The following is a 14,590-nucleotide window of genomic DNA, read 5'->3' as shown; positions in this document are numbered from 1 at the left end:
CGTGACCGCACGACAGACACCGATTGGTGGCCTCGCTGACCGGACTGACCATCCTCCGAATCTCCTGCGACGTCAATTCCACATGATCGCGCACGGCACATCGGATTGGTGCCTTATCCGCAAATCTGTCGAGCGTGCGCCAACTCAGGAAAAATCGCGGCGTGTCGGCCGCGGACACGCGCGCTCGGCGATGGGGGGAAGGCGGCTAGGCGATGGCACCGTTGTTCTTGAGTTCCTCGATGCGGTCCCAGTCCATGCCCAGTTCCATCAGCACGAGCTCGGTGTGCTCGGCGCGCCGCCGTCACCGGCGTCCCCTTCCACGATCATGTCGTGGGCGATCGCCTGTTCGTCGGTGCCGAGATCCACAAGGCTCTAGAACGGCGCCCATTGGCCCTTCATGATCTTCAGATGCTGTCGCCAGTAGTCGAACGGTTTGCTACGAATCGCATCGGCGATGGTTCTGGCTGCCGCCTCGGCGTTTTCGATGAGCGGATGAACGTCGGAGAAGCGCGGATCGTCGACCAACTCGGCCAAGCCCAGATGCTCGAAAGCATCGCGAATGCCGGTCGGGCTCACCATGCACAGGTTGATGGTGCCGCTGTCCGACGTCAGGTAGTTCCCGAGGAAAGGATTCACCGTGGGTCCCGCGGAATCCGGCATGAGCGATCGCATCGTCTCGCCCGTCTCCATGCCTTGAGTGACGCTGGCACCCGCCGCCCACCCGGCCGTGCTCAACAAACGAGACGTCGAGTTCCACGGCTTCACCGGTGCGCTCACGGTGGAACAACGCGGCCGAGATGCCACCTGCGACGTTCATCCCGCCGATGGAGTCGCCGAACGCCGGGATGCCTTGCGAGAGGGCACCACCCAGCTCCGCGGGCGTCAACGCGTGGCCGACGCCACTGCGGGTCCAGAACGCGGTGCCGTCGAACCCTCCGGTGTCACGCTCTGCCCCCTCGCTGCCGCGGGCGTAGATGACCATCGGGTTGACCGCGCGGTTGTGTTCGACGTCGAACCTGTTCTTCTGGCGCTGCGCCGGCATGTAGTTCGTCAGGAAGACATCCGCGGTCTTGGCGATCTCGTAGAGAACCTCTTGGCGCCGGGACTGGACACATCGATGCCGACGCTGCGCTTCCCGCGGTTGGGATGCTCGATCAGCGGGTGCCGATTCGGGTCGAGCTGGAAGCCGCCCATGTTGATGAAGCCGCGTTGGGTGTCGCCGCGCCCGGATGCTCGACCGTGATGACGTCCGCGCCCCAGTCGGCGAGGATGGCCCCGGCGTTCAGCGTCACCGGACGCGCGGCCCCGCCATTCGGCGGATCGATTCAGTTCCCGGCAGGTGCAGGTCTCGGGATGCGGATGGCGCGCAACCGGACACGGCGCCGGCTCAAGCGCTTTCGCTGATGGCCTGCTCGCGGGCCCACCGGTAGTCTGCCTTGCCCGCCGGGCTGCGCTCGATCACCGGGCGGAACACAATCGCCTTCGGCAGCTTGTACCGGGCGATGGAACCGGAGGCGTGGTCGATGAGTTCCTGGGCATCGGCGCTCGCGCCGTCGACGAGCGCGACGATCGCCACGACTTCCTGCCCCCAGCGCTCACTCGGCCTGCCCGACACCACCACATCCGCGACGGCGGGATGCGATCCGACGGCCGTCTCGACCTCTTCGGCGAAGATTTTCTCGCCGCCGGAATTGATGGTCACCGAGTCCCGGCCGAGCAATTCGATGGAGCCGTCCTCGAGGTGTCGCGCGCGATCGCCGGGCACCGAGTACCGGACGCCGTCGATGACGGGGAAAGTGGCTGCGGTCTTGGTCGCATCGCCCTTGTAACCGAGCGGCACGTACCCGCGTTGCGCAAGCCAACCCATGCCGTCGTGGCCGGGTTCCAGGATCGCGCCGAGGTCCTCGGCCGCCACGAAGGTGTCCGGGCCCGCGGTGAACTTCCCCGTCGCCACCGCCCCCGACGCCGACATGTGGGTCATCTGCACGCCGGTTTCCGAGGAGCCCACGCCGTCGACGACGATCAGGCCGGGTTTGGCGTCGACGAGGCGCTGTTTGGCCGTCGGAGTCAGCAGCGCTCCGCCGTTGGCCACCACCGCCAGCGAGGACAGGTCGGCGGTGCCGCGTTCGATGGCGTCGGCCAGCGGGCGCGCCATCGCATCGCCGACCACGGTCACCGCCATGACCTTTTCCCGCTCGATCGTGCCGACCGCCTCGTCGGCGTCGAACCGGTCGGTGACGGTGGAGAACACCACGGACTGCCCGGTGGTCATGGCCGTCATGACCGCCCACTGGGCCGCGCCGTGCATCAGCGGGGGCAGGATCATCAGCCTGGACTCCGGAGCCTCGGCAACGCGTTCGGCGATGTCCTCGTAGGAGCCGGCCAGCTCGCCGGTGTAGAGACTCCGGCCGCCGAACGCCGTCATGAAGATGTCGTGCTGGCGCCACAGCACCCCCTTCGGCATGCCCGTCGTGCCGCCGGTGTAGAGCACGTAGAGGTCATCGGGGGACGGCTGATCGGGCGGCAGTACGGGCACGCCCGACCCGACGATCGATTCGTAGTCCACGGCACCGTGCACCAGGTCATTGCCGGATTCGTCGGCGATCTGGATCAGCACGCGCAACTTGGGAAGTTGCCGAAGCACATCGTTGACGCGCGGCGCGAACCTCGCGTGGTACATCAGCGCGGTCGCGCCCGAGTCGGCGAGCAGGTAGTGCAACTCACTCTTGACGTAGCGGTAGTTGACGTTGAACGGTGCCACCCGGGCCCGCCATGCGCCCAGCATGGCTTCGACGTACTCGGGTCCGTTGTGGGCATAGATCCCGAGCAGGTCCTGGCCCACCTCGTGACCGGCCAGGCCGGCCCGCTCGGTCTTAGCGCCCAATCCGCGGGAATGAAGGTATGCCGCGAGGCGGTTGGACCGCTCGATGACCTGGCGGTATGTGTAGCGGCGGTCGCCCTGGATGATGAATTCCCGATCGCCGATCACGGCCCCGACGGTGTCGGCGGCGGCCGGGGACGGTGAAGTGTGTCGCGGAGTTGGACATCGTGCCTCTCAAGGCTGGTGGGGGAGCAGCTTGATCATCAGACCGCTGGCCTCGGATAGTACGTTGCCGTGGACGTCGGTCATGCTCGCCTTGAGAAACGCTTTCCGGCCGTCGACGGAATCAATCCACGACCGCGAGACCAGCGGCTCGTCTGTCGGAGTGATTTTGCGGTAGTCCACGTGCAAGTAGGCGGTCCTGCTGTCGGGCCGCCCCGCCGCGGACACGACCATGCCGAAGTGCCAGTCATAAAACAGCGGTATCACCCCGCCGTGGACCGCGACGTTGCCGCCGACGTGGAAGCGACTGAAGTGGCCCCGCACCGTGACGGCGTCGGGGCCGCACTCGGTGACCTGCCAGGGCGGCATCAAGGGGGTGGCCGAGTCCGGGGAGGTGGCGGGCGCGCCCGGCCGGTGCGACACCGGCTGGCGCCTGATGTGTTTCGAGTCGCGCACACGTCTTCGATGACTTCGGCGGTGTCGGTCCACAGTGCCGGGTCGGGGTCAGTGGACACCGCGATGTCCTGCAGCCGCGGCATCGCCGTCATGAATCGGGCCATTCCGGCGGTGCGTCAACCGGCTCGACTCTCGCGAATTGGCGGATCTCGTTTTCGGTGTCGGTCACGTGTCGGCTACTCCCTTGTGTTCGGCAGGTCATCGGTGGTCGTGATCGTCGCGAGCAGCGACAGCATGTTGTCGATGATGGAGGTTGCCGGTGATGGCCAGGTTGACCGAGACGCCGACGGCCACGATGGTCGAGACGCCGAGATTGCGCAGGACCGCGTCGAGGTCCGTGCCGCCCATCGGTCCGATGCCGTGCCATCGGGTCATACCAGATCCGTTGGTGCAGGCCGATTCGGGTACCAGGGACGCGCCGAGGTGGCGGCAGTGGCCCGACCGCAGGTGCACGGCGCCCGCCTCGTCGCGATATGCCACGAGTTCCCCACCGAAGTGCAGAAGGGCGCGGACTCCACCCTCGCGGGAGATTCGGCCGACCAGACCTTCACGCGAGTTGCCTCCTAGCGGCGCTTTAGAAGCGTAATAGAACAGCTTACAGTTTCTATTTCCGCACCCATCTTCCTCGACGAGCACCGTCCCTTCCGTCGGAGTCGACATCGTTTGACGCTCCGGGAGGCGGCACCGCCATTGTCGCGAAACGGCCAGTAGCTCAGAGTAGTTACTGTAATAGCTACAGTATTTCCGGCACAACGTGAGGTGCTTGCTTGTGACGACGTCCAACACCGTGCGAATCGACGCAATCGTCACCCCGGGGCGCGCTTCGACACCACCTTCGACACCAACGTCGTCGCGATGACCTTCGACGCATTCGCGGCGGAGTGGGTCGTCGAGACCGAGGGCGGCGGGTCGTTCGTCGCCCGATTCGTTGTCGCGGCATCGGGCATCCTGTCGGTACCACTCGAACCCGACATCCCCGGAATGGACACCTTCGCCGGAACTTCGTTGTACACCAGCCGCTGGCCGAAGGAGAACGTCGGCTTGTCCGGTAAGCGGTCGGTGTCATCGGCGCCGGCTCGACAGGCGTGCAGCTTATCCCGGTGGTCACTCGGGAAGCCGGACATGTCATCATGTTCCAGCGTTCGGCCGCCTACCCACTCCCGTGGGAGGTACGCCCATTCGACGACGGCGAGCTCGACGTCGGTTATCTGGTGAGTCAGCGGCTTCCCATTCAGATGCGTCGCGGCAATGACGAGGAATTGATCCGTGAGTATCTCCGACAGATGAGCGCACTGGGCGTCGCCGACTATTCATTCGACCAGGCATGGCGGCACTATCGATTCGCCGTGGCCTATCTGATGGTGCTTCCGTTCATCACGTTGATCGGTTGGGACGCGATGCCGGAGCGCTCCCGTCGGCTCTGTCTGAAGCTCGCTGAGCGCGCAGTGGCGGCCGTCGACGAGATCGGCGCCCTGGAGGTGTTCGGGTGACTCGGTCGGCCAAGGAAGTGGTGGAGCTCTACAACCTGGTGGTCTGGAACGAGCGGAATGTCGCGCTGGCAGACGAATTGATGGGTGACACCGTGATCCGGCATGACCTGGGCGAGGCGACGACGCTCACTTACCGGCAGGCCGTCCAGCGAATTGCGGACCACTGGAATATGTTTGACAGACTGCGGTTCGATCTGAATCTTGTGGTCGCAGGTGATGACGTTGAGCACGTCGCGATCGTGTATCAGTCGCCGATGGCACCAAGGCGAACGTCGGCAGCATGGAAATCTTTCGGGTGGGCTCCGGCCGGATCACCGAAGTCTGGAACTGTGGCCACAAGCAAGGAGTTTGGCAGTGAATGCTCGCGTGTTGGACGAATTCGCTACTACCTTCTGGCCGGCGCGGGCGGCGAGGGACCGGACACGCTGATGGACGAAGCCCGGCGCGGTGAGGAGATGGGCTTCGGCACCGCCTTCATCTCCGAACGCTGGAACCTGAAGGAGGCGTCGTCGCTCGTCGGGGCCGCCTGCGCGGTCACCACTCGCATGCAGATCGCCACGGCCGCAACCAATCACAACACCCGACATCCGTTGATCACCGGATCATGGGCGACGACCATGCACCGGTTGTCCGGTGGCCGGTTCACGTTGGGGATCGGCCGCGGTCTGCTCGGAGTGCCGGAGTCCGACTTTCCGCTGATGCTCAAGCTCACCCACGACCGAGGATCAGGCGTCGGCGATCGCCAATGCCCGGATCGACGGCGAACCATTGTCCGACATCGACACCATCAGCTATTACGCGATTATCACCGCCGCCGGGCATGACACCACGAGCGCGACTATCTCAGGCGGGATGCTGGCGCTGATCGAAACCCTCAAGGAGCTTCGACGACTCCGCGCCGATCCGGGTCTGATGCCGTTGGCCATCGGAGAGATGAGCCGCTGGGTCAGGGACGAAGACGGCGACCCATTCCGTTTGATAGTCTCGAGATCGCTACAAGCACATCGCATTCGGATATGGCGTGCATTGCTGTCTCGGCGCGGCGCTGGTCCGCATGGACGTGAACAGCTTCCTCAGCGAATTGCTGCCGAGGCTGGAGACCGGCGACTACCTTCGTCGGGGGACTGAAGCACCTGCCGATCCACTACTCGCCGCGGTACATTGACCTCTTGTCGAGATGCGGACGACCGCCTCTGTTTGTGCGAGGCGGCCGTCCTGCAGGGGTAGTCAGCTGGGATCAGATCGGAAGTGGAATCCAGATTCCGAAGAAGTAGAAGCCCCACTGGTTGTAGCCGGGGTCCCACACCGGCTGTTCCTGAAAGCCCCAGTAGTTGATGGGTGGCGGCGGCGGCCCCCACGCGGCGGGCAGCGGGCCGTCCCACGGTGGCGCAGGCGGGGCGCCAAAGCCCCAGGGCGCGGGCCCGTCACCCCACGGCGCGCCGTGGAACCGGCCGCGCCAGTCGTTGTCCTGCGGGTTCCACGGTGGCCTCCAGTCGTGCCCGTCAGGTCCGCGGTTGTCGCCGGGTCCGTGGTTGTCGCCCGGTCCACCGGGTCCGCGATTGTCACCGGGTCCACCCGGCCCGCCGGGTCCGCGGTTGTCGCCCGGTCCGCCAGGCCCGCCCGGCCCACCGGGACCGCCGGGTCCGCGGTTGTCGCCAGGCCCACCGGGACCCCAGGGTCCGCGGTTGTCGCCCGTCGCACCGGGACCGCCGGGTCCGCGGTTGTCGCCCGGCCCACCGGGACCGCCGGGTCCGCGGTTGTCGCCCGGCCCGCCAGGTCCACGGTTGTCCCCTGGGCCACCAGGCCCACGTTGCTGCTGAGGTCCGCCCGGTCCTCCTGGGCCCCCCGGTCCGCCGCCGGGGCCGCCAGGGCCACATTGCGCACCTGGTCCGGGGCTGCAGGGAGGTGCCGCGTTGGCGACGCCCGACGTCAGGCCGATGCCGGCCGCGCCGAGAGTCCACCCGATCGCCGCTCCGGCGATCAGTCGATTGAGTTTCATAACCAAGCCTTTCCCGCGTCGATTGACGCCCCGACCCACAGGCGAGGTTATGTAGGCAGTCTAAGAGCGAGCTATGCGGTCACTATCAAAGCGCTGGACATCGAATATGTTCGCTGCGAAGTTCGTAAACGATACTGCGGTCGACCGACAACGAGCGCGGATCCGAATTTGCCGCTATCCCTTGTGGCGGCGCGAAATTCGCCCCTCATGGTTGCTTCGCCAGTTTGGCGCGGCATCGCTTATGGCGCGTGGTGGCGTTGACGGCTTTGCGCGCAGACGGCCGTAGTGACCTGCCTCACGGCCATGTGCCTGCGGGGTCCAAGTCACCCTTTCGTCGCCCGACAACCGCGTGGAGGAACGCTTTCACGTGAGAACCGACAGCCGCTGGGCTATAGGACAACTGCGGTTGCCTGCCGGTCGGGAATATGCAAAATCACGGCGGCCAGGTCATGGGCGGTAACCCGTATGGTGGATGTGTGGCGCGAAAAATGTTGGCAAGCAAAGGCATTGAGCATCGAGCGTTCGATCGGAACCGTCGACGCTTTCGACGCATAGCTGCAGCAATCGGCAGCTTGGCTGTCTTGGGCCTTTTCGCGTCGGGGCTTGGTACCGGTGAATCTTCGCCGGCGCAGGCGGCGCCGATGTGTCAAGACGGCGTGCCGGCTGACTCGAACGGGCAGTGCGCGCCGCCGTGTAGGACGGCCCATCCAAGAGATGCGGACCGCGGATGTACGGCTGTGCCCACGCCAGACGACGACTGGCCACTGCCGGTTGAGACCGATCCATACCCGATCCTGGTGGGGCCCACTGGACGGAACACGACACCGCCGACCAAAACCTCCGAGCCGACCGAACCAACTAAACCGACCAAGCCGACCGGACCGACCAAGCCGGCCGAGCCCACCCAGCCGCCGACGAGCGGGCCACCGCCGACTGGGGCCGCAACACCGCATGGCAGCAAGCCGGAACCTGAGTCTCCGCATAATGCGCCAGGTCCGGCCACACCCGTAACGGGGGAGGAGCCGCCGGACAACGCCTCAGGGCCGGCAGCGACACCCGAGCCTGGGCCGGCGATATCGGCTCCGGCTCCGGCCGCACCTGCTCCGGTGATGGCTGTTCCGGCACCCGCTCCCGCTGCACCTGCGCCTGCTCCGGTGCTGGAGGCGCCTGCTCCAGCGATCTCGGCTCCAGCTCCGGCGGTCTCGGCGCCTGCGCCCGCGATTTCTGCGCCTGCGCCGGCGTTCTCGATGCCCTCGCTGACGCATTGACCCAGACCGGCAGATGGCAAGCAAAGATCATGTGCAAACCAGGCTTTTGAGGACGCTCTCCAGCCCGAACTCTGCCTGCACCGGCTCACCCCCAACATGCGACGTGCCGGCTGAGAGCGATTCACTTCTCGCGCGGTAGGTCCGGACGGTCCGGTCGGCTGCCGCTGAGCTCGTACCGGAGCGCTGCCCGCTCAGCAGCAGCGAGGGTTGGGATTTGACTCCGTAGCGGCGTGGCGCATCCGCCAGTATTCGCGCTCAGAGATCACCGGCTCGTCGGGGTGCGCCATGCTGCGATGTTCGACGTAACGCTCGTAGTGGTTATCACCCATCAATGTGCCCCAGTACCAACCGATCTGGCGTGCGATTTCGGTAGCGCGTCCCATTGCTTCTGCACCTCCTTCTCGGCGTGAGTCGGTATCAATCCGGACGGCGCGAACAATCGCGACGGCACCGGCTCGTCTTCGGTCAATGGACTGCCGGTGCCCTTTATCGCGCGCAGCGCGACGATCACTCCGGCGACGAACACGATGACGACGAGGATTGCGAACACGATCGACAGGGTGCCCTGGATGAAGGTGTTACGGATGACCGCATCGAGCTGACCGGGGTCCTTGGCGGCCTGAAACGACGTCTTGCCGGCTTCCTTGGCCGCGACGTATTGGTAGTGCTGGGTCCAGTAACCTACCTTCGGATCCCCGGAGAAGATCTTCTGCCACGACGCCGTCATCGTCACCGTGAGATCCCACAACAGCGGAACTGCCGGAATCCACGCCCATTTCAGCAATCCGCGTTTGATCACCACGACCGTCACGACCGTGAGCGCGATGGCTGCCAGCAACTGGTTGGCGATGCCAAACAGCGGAAACAGCGTATTGATGCCGCCGAGCGGATCGGTGACACCCATCAGCAGGATGCTGCCCCAGGCTGCGACCACGATCACGCTGCAGATCCACGCGCCAACCCGCCAGCTCGGATCCTTCAGCTTTCGTAGTGGCCCGCCGAAGTTGCTCAGCCCGTCCGACAGCATGAAGCGCGCAACGCGGGTGCCGGCGTCGACCGTCGTCAGGATGAACAACGCCTCGAACATGATCGCGAAGTGGTACCAGAAGGCCTTGAGGCTCTCGCCGCCGAAGACCTGATGCAGTACCTCCGAGATTCCGATCGCCAACGTTGGCGCGCCACCGGTTCGCGACACGATCGACTCCTCGCCGACATCCTCTGCGGCTTGGGTGATCTGTTCGGGGGTGATCGGCGCACCGGACAGCCCTAGCCCGTTGACGTAGTCGGCCGCGGTCTGTGCCGTCGTTCCGGTCTGGGCGGCAGGAGCGTTGATGGCGAAGTACAGATGCTGGTTGAGGATCGCGGCGGTGATCAGCGCCATGATGCCGACGAACGACTCGGTGAGCATGCCGCCGTAGCCGATCAGCCGCATCTGGCTTTCCTTCTCGAGCAGCTTGGGCGTGGTACCCGAGGAGATCAACGAATGGAAACCCGACAGCGCGCCACAGGCGATGGTGATGAACAGGAACGGGAACAATGAGCCGGCGAAGACAGGGCCCGTGCCGCTGCCGGCGAACGAAGAGATGGCGGGCGCCTCCATGATCGGACGGGCCAGCAGGATGCCGAGCGCCAGCAGGGCGATGGTGCCGACTTTCATGAAGGTCGACAGGTAGTCGCGCGGGGCGAGCAGGAGCCACACCGGCAACACCGACGCGGCGAAGCCGTAGATGATGATGCACCACGACAACGCCACCTTCGACAGGGTGAACCAGTCAGCGCCCCACGACGTTTCGGCGACCCACCCACCCGAGATCACCGCGAGCAGCAGTAGTACGACGCCGATCAGCGACACCTCGGACACCCGTCCGGGGCGTAGGAACCTGAGATACAGGCCCATGAAGACCGCGATGGGAATGGTCATCGCGATCGAGAAGACGCCCCACGGGCTCTCGGCGAGGGCGCCGACCACCACCAGCGCCAGCACCGCGAGCAGGATCACCATGATGACGAGCACCCCGACGATGGCCGCTACGCCGCCGATGGCGCCGAGCTCGTCACGGGCCATCTGGCCGAGAGAGCGTCCGCGCCGGCGCGTGGAAATCGCCAACACCAGGTAGTCCTGTACGCAACCGGCGAACACCGCGCCGATGATGATCCAGATCGTTCCCGGCAGATAGCCCATCTGCATCGCGAGCACCGGGCCGACCAGCGGACCCGCTCCGGCGATCGCCGCGAAGTGGTGCCCGAACAACACCCTGCGGTCGGTCGGCATGTAGTCGGTGGCATTCTCGAAAAGCTCCGCGGGCGTGGCATTGTCATCGCGTGGCTGCACGATCTTCATCTCGATGAGCCGGGCGTAGAACCGGAACCCGATCACATAGGTGCAGATGGCGGCGATGACGAACCAGACGGCGTTGACGGTCTCGCCGCGGAAGAACGCGATGATCGCCCAGGCGATCGCGCCGATCAGTGCGATGACGCCGAAAATGATCTTGTGTTTGGTGGTGATCGGCGATCGGTCGATAACGGCTACCGGCGGTAGATCCTTCTCGGTGCGGATGTAGGTGAGGTCGCCGTCCCGCTCTTCGATACGGTCCGATGGTGCGGCAGTGGGTGTAGCCACGGTCTCTCCCTTGTCGGCTCGACTGTGTCAGGTACCTTCGGTGATCCTTTCACTGCCCAAATAAGCGTGGCGGTGAAACTGGGTGTTTCCTTTCAGCCGCCGCGCTCATACAGGGCCCGGACGGTATCTATAGTGTCCGCCTCAGCAGGGCTTTTGTCGTCGCGATATCGCAGCACACGCGCAAAGCGCAGTGCCATGCCGCCAGGGTATCGCGAGGAACCCTGCACGCCGTCGAACGCGATCTCCACCACCTGCTCCGGTCTCACTTTGACCACCCAACCATCAGTCGGGCCGTCGGCCAATTCGGTGAATCGTGCTGTCTGCCAGTCGAGCATCGCGTCCGTCATCCCTTTGAACGTCTTTCCCAGCATGATCAATTCGCCGGTCACCGGGTCTCGCGCGCCGAGATGGATGTTCGACAATTTGCCGGTGCGTCTGCCGGATCCCCACTCCACGGCCAGCACGACGAGATCGAGGGTGTGCACCGGTTTGACCTTCAGCCAGCCAGCGCCGCGGCGGCCTGCCTCATATGGTGCGGCCAATGACTTGGCCATCACCCCTTCGTGACCGGCGCCGAGCGTCACATCCAGGAACTGCTGGGCCGCGGCCGCGTCGGACGTGATCAGCCGGTCCACCCGGTGCGCTTTCGGCACGATCGCATCCATGGTCGCCACCCGCTCGCCCGTCGGTTGGTCGAGCAGGTCGACGCCGTCGAGATGCAGCAGGTCGAACACGAACACCGACAGTGGCTGGGATAGGCGCGCCGCCGCGATGTCGACCGAGCGCCCGAACCGTGAGGCGGTGACCTGAAATCGGTGCGGACGGCCGTCCGGGCGCAGAGCGATCACCTCTGCGTCCGCGATCAGGTCACCGACGGGCAATGCGAGCGTCGCCTCGACGACCTCGGGCAGGCGCTCGGTGACGTCGTCCAGGCTGCGCGTGTAGATCGACACCGCATCGCCGAACCGGTGAATCTGGACGCGCGCGCCATCCAGTTTGGCCTCGAAAATTGCTGTGCCGCCGAGACGTTCGAGCGCATCGCCGACTCCCGTCGCCGTCTGCGCAAGCATGGGGCCCACCGGCCGGCCGACCCGCAGCGTGAACTGCTCCAACGCGGCCTGGCCACCTGTGAGGGCCGCGGCCGCCACCGCAGGCAAGTCGCCTGCGAGCATGGCCGCGCGCCGCACCCCCGCGGCCGGGATGCCTGCGGCCTTGGCCACCGCGTCGGCCATCACCCCGACCAGGGCGCCTTGGCGCAGCTCCCCGCCGAGCAGCCGGCGAAGGAACGCCTGTTCCTGTTCGGTTGACGCGGCGAACAGACCAGCGACCAGCTCGGCGCGTCGCGCCTGTGATCCCTTACCGGCGACCCTGCCGATCTCCGTGAACCGTGCGTCGACCTCGCTGACACTCAGCGACGGTTGAGCAGCCGGCGACGGCAGGGAGCGCAGCGCGGCCCATCCGACCCCGATCTGCCGTTGTGGTAGCTCGCCGGACAACCACGCCACCACGACGTGCACCAACTTCGGATCAGCCTCGTCGCTCGCTGCCTTCAACAGGTCAGCGATGCGCGCGATCTTGGCGAGCCGGGCAGACGAGGCACCGACATCGGCAGATGCGGTCGCGACGTCAACGAGCTGCACTGCACCAGCCTCGCACGGACCTCAGACATCTCCGAGGAGTTCGGCCAGCACCCTTGCCTCGGCCTGCAGCGTCGCGGCCCGCTCGGGACGGCCCCCGTCGTACGACGCCGCGGCCACTCGCTCGTCGAGCTCGCCCGACAAACAAGGCACGGATCTGCCCGTCGGACAGATCCAGGCGCGGTACCTCGTGCGTTGGCGATCGCGCTGAGTGCCGACCGGACGTCCGAGACCCGGATGGAATCGTGGGCCTTTCGGGCAGCCGGCAGCGAATCGCACAACAATGACCGCCACTGCTGAGGGGGTCGCTCGGACAGGGGAGGCCAAACTGGCCGGTTCGGCTGCCGATGCAACTCATTTCTTCGCGCACGAGCGTGCGTGAACTCGTGAAATCTGCGGCGTGTCGCCGGCAGACACGCACGGTCACGGATGTTAGTGGACGGCGAAGGAGACTGTGTGCCAACCGGAGGCGCCGTCGGGAACCGGATCGGCGAGATCTTCGGTCTGGACCGCACCACTGTTGTCGGTGGCACGCACCGCGATGGTGTGCGGCCCGGAGTCGGTGGCCTGCCACGGGAAGCTCCACAACCGCCAGGTGTCGTTGGAATAGGCGGCGCCGAGCTGAGCCGGCTGCCAGTCACCCTGCCCGCCCGGCCCGTCGATCCGGACCTCGACCGCGCGCACCCCGCGGTTCTGCGCCCAGGCGACGCCGCCGAACGTCACGGGTCCGCGCGCCACCTCCTGACCGCTGCGCGGCACGTCGACGCGCGACTCGGTTTTGATCGGGCCTCGCGGTGACCAGCCGAGTTCCGTCCAGTACGCCTGGGCCTGGTCGAATCGGGTCACCTCGAGGTCGATCAGCCATTTGGTCGCCGATACATAGCCGTACAGGCCGGGCACCACGAGCCGCGCCGGGTATCCGTGCTCGGTGGGCAGCGGCTCGCCGTTCATCCCGACCGCCAACAGTGCGTCCCGGTTGTCGGTGAGCGCCTCGACGGGTGTGCCTGCGGTGAACCCGTCGATCGACATCGACAGCACCATGTCGGCGTCACCCTTGACACCGGCTTCCGCAAGCAGGTCGCGCACCCGATATCCCGTCCACGCCGCATTCGAGATGAGCTCGCCGCCAACTGGATTGGACACACATGTCAGCGTCACCAGTTTCTCGACGACCTCGAATCGGTCCAGATCCGCGAATCGGTAGGTGATTTCACGATCGACCATGCCGTGGATCCTGAGCTGCCAGTCCGATCGGCTCAACTGCGGCACGCTGAGTGCGGTGTCAATCCGGTAGAAGTCGGCGTTGCTGGTGACGAAGCTCGGCAGCGCAATGCCCGTGGGTTGCACCGTCGGCGGTACCGGCGGGGCGGCGATGTCGACGCGCGGAAGCGCGAACGAGTCCCGATCGCCGGCCACCGATGTCAGAAGACGCGACAGCACGACCCCGGCTACGCCCGAGACGGCGCCCGCGCCGAGGAGGCCCAGCGTCACCAGGGACAGCCGGCGCCCCGGATCGGGGGTATCCCGTGCGTGACCGCCGCTGTCATTGACCTCCGGTTCGTCCGTGAGCCGACCCGATGTGAGCAGCCTCAGCGCCGCCACTCCGCATACGGTGCCCACGACCGTCGGAACGATGTCGACCGCCGTGGCCCCTTCCCGGGACAGCACCGCCGCGCAACCGGCGACGCCGGCGAGGACGATCGCGACACTGCCGATCGGCCTCCGGCGCGTCTCCCAGGTGGCCGTCACCGCGGCGACCATCGCGATCACAGCGAGAACGAGCAGCGACAGGAACAGCTTGTCCGCCATGCCGAAGAGCTGGATCGCCCACTCTTTGACAGCCCCGGGTGTCAGATCGATGACCGCCGACCCGACTGCGGTCCGGGCATCGGCCTGGGGTCCGAACGCGACGGCGAGGAGCTGGGTAACTCCCAATGCGACGGCGGCCGCCGCGATGCCGCCCCACGCCCGGGAGCGCTGGAGGGGTTCGGTCATGATCGCCAAGGTACTGCCCGGTACACCCGAACGCCTCATCGAAAAGATCACGTCGGCTAGGTTGCTTTACAGTTCACCC

General features: G+C 66.0%; 6 protein-coding genes and 7 pseudogenes. 3 read left to right on the top strand and 10 right to left on the bottom strand.

The window, feature by feature from the left end:
- Positions 1-205: 205 nt before the first annotated feature.
- The 4 pseudogenes from ACVWWN_RS30025 to ACVWWN_RS30010 form a co-directional block, all read right to left on the bottom strand.
- Positions 206-1,325: pseudogene (locus tag ACVWWN_RS30025) on the bottom strand (CoA transferase).
- 62 nt (positions 1,326-1,387) lie between these two features.
- Positions 1,388-3,047: pseudogene (locus ACVWWN_RS30020) on the bottom strand (acyl-CoA synthetase).
- Positions 3,048-3,055: 8 nt separating this feature from the next.
- Positions 3,056-3,668: pseudogene (locus ACVWWN_RS30015) on the bottom strand (PaaI family thioesterase).
- A gap of 7 nt (positions 3,669-3,675) precedes the next feature.
- Positions 3,676-3,919, bottom strand: a pseudogene (locus ACVWWN_RS30010) (isochorismatase family protein); the annotation flags it as partial.
- 420 nt (positions 3,920-4,339) lie between these two features.
- Here ACVWWN_RS30010 and ACVWWN_RS30005 point away from each other — a divergent pair.
- The 3 pseudogenes from ACVWWN_RS30005 to ACVWWN_RS29995 form a co-directional block, all read left to right on the top strand.
- A pseudogene (locus ACVWWN_RS30005) lies at positions 4,340-4,698 on the top strand (cyclohexanone monooxygenase); the annotation flags it as partial.
- A gap of 287 nt (positions 4,699-4,985) precedes the next feature.
- Positions 4,986-5,347 (top strand): annotated as a pseudogene (locus tag ACVWWN_RS30000) (nuclear transport factor 2 family protein).
- A pseudogene (locus tag ACVWWN_RS29995) lies at positions 5,344-6,263 on the top strand (LLM class flavin-dependent oxidoreductase). Before ACVWWN_RS30000 ends, ACVWWN_RS29995 begins: the two co-directional pseudogenes overlap by 4 nt.
- Here the strand turns inward: ACVWWN_RS29995 and ACVWWN_RS29990 are convergent.
- The 6 genes from ACVWWN_RS29990 to ACVWWN_RS29965 all read right to left on the bottom strand — a co-directional run bounded on the left by ACVWWN_RS29990 (position 6,227) and on the right by ACVWWN_RS29965 (position 14,511).
- A complete protein-coding gene (locus ACVWWN_RS29990) occupies positions 6,227-6,988 on the bottom strand; it encodes a chitin-binding protein (protein ID WP_457147118.1) in 762 nt (253 codons plus the stop codon). The pseudogene ACVWWN_RS29995 and the gene ACVWWN_RS29990 overlap by 37 nt on opposite strands.
- 1,459 nt (positions 6,989-8,447) lie before the next feature.
- On the bottom strand, positions 8,448-8,585 hold the full coding sequence (locus ACVWWN_RS29985; RefSeq protein WP_457147117.1) for a CstA-like transporter-associated (seleno)protein: 138 nt from the start codon (positions 8,583-8,585) through the stop codon (positions 8,448-8,450).
- Entirely contained in the window at positions 8,585-10,879 is a 2,295-nt protein-coding gene (locus ACVWWN_RS29980; protein ID WP_457147116.1) for a carbon starvation CstA family protein, read from the bottom strand. The genes ACVWWN_RS29985 and ACVWWN_RS29980 overlap by 1 nt, the downstream gene beginning before the upstream one ends.
- Positions 10,880-10,971: 92 nt before the next feature.
- Entirely contained in the window at positions 10,972-12,519 is a 1,548-nt protein-coding gene (locus tag ACVWWN_RS29975; protein ID WP_457147115.1) for an ATP-dependent DNA ligase, read from the bottom strand.
- Positions 12,520-12,540: 21 nt separating this feature from the next.
- Complete coding sequence (locus ACVWWN_RS29970) at positions 12,541-12,669, bottom strand: hypothetical protein (RefSeq protein ID WP_457147114.1); 129 nt, start codon at positions 12,667-12,669, stop codon at positions 12,541-12,543.
- A 279-nt stretch (positions 12,670-12,948) separates the two neighbouring features.
- A complete protein-coding gene (locus ACVWWN_RS29965) occupies positions 12,949-14,511 on the bottom strand; it encodes a molybdopterin-dependent oxidoreductase (RefSeq protein WP_457147113.1) in 1,563 nt (520 codons plus the stop codon).
- Positions 14,512-14,590 lie beyond the last annotated feature (79 nt).

It is taken from the genome of Mycobacterium sp. URHB0021 (assembly GCF_054057895.1).
The sequence above is the reverse complement of the archived record's forward strand: the minus strand, read 5'-3'. Positions and strand labels throughout refer to the sequence as shown.

Excerpts from the sequence above, each read along its gene's own strand:
- ACVWWN_RS29990 (WP_457147118.1), bottom strand. The coding sequence starts at position 6,988 with ATGAAACTCAATCGACTGATCGCCGGAGCGGCGATCGGGTGGACTCTC.
- ACVWWN_RS29985 (WP_457147117.1), bottom strand. The coding sequence starts at position 8,585 with ATGGGTGATAACCACTACGAGCGTTACGTCGAACATCGCAGCATGGCG.
- ACVWWN_RS29965 (WP_457147113.1), bottom strand. The coding sequence starts at position 14,511 with ATGACCGAACCCCTCCAGCGCTCCCGGGCGTGGGGCGGCATCGCGGCG.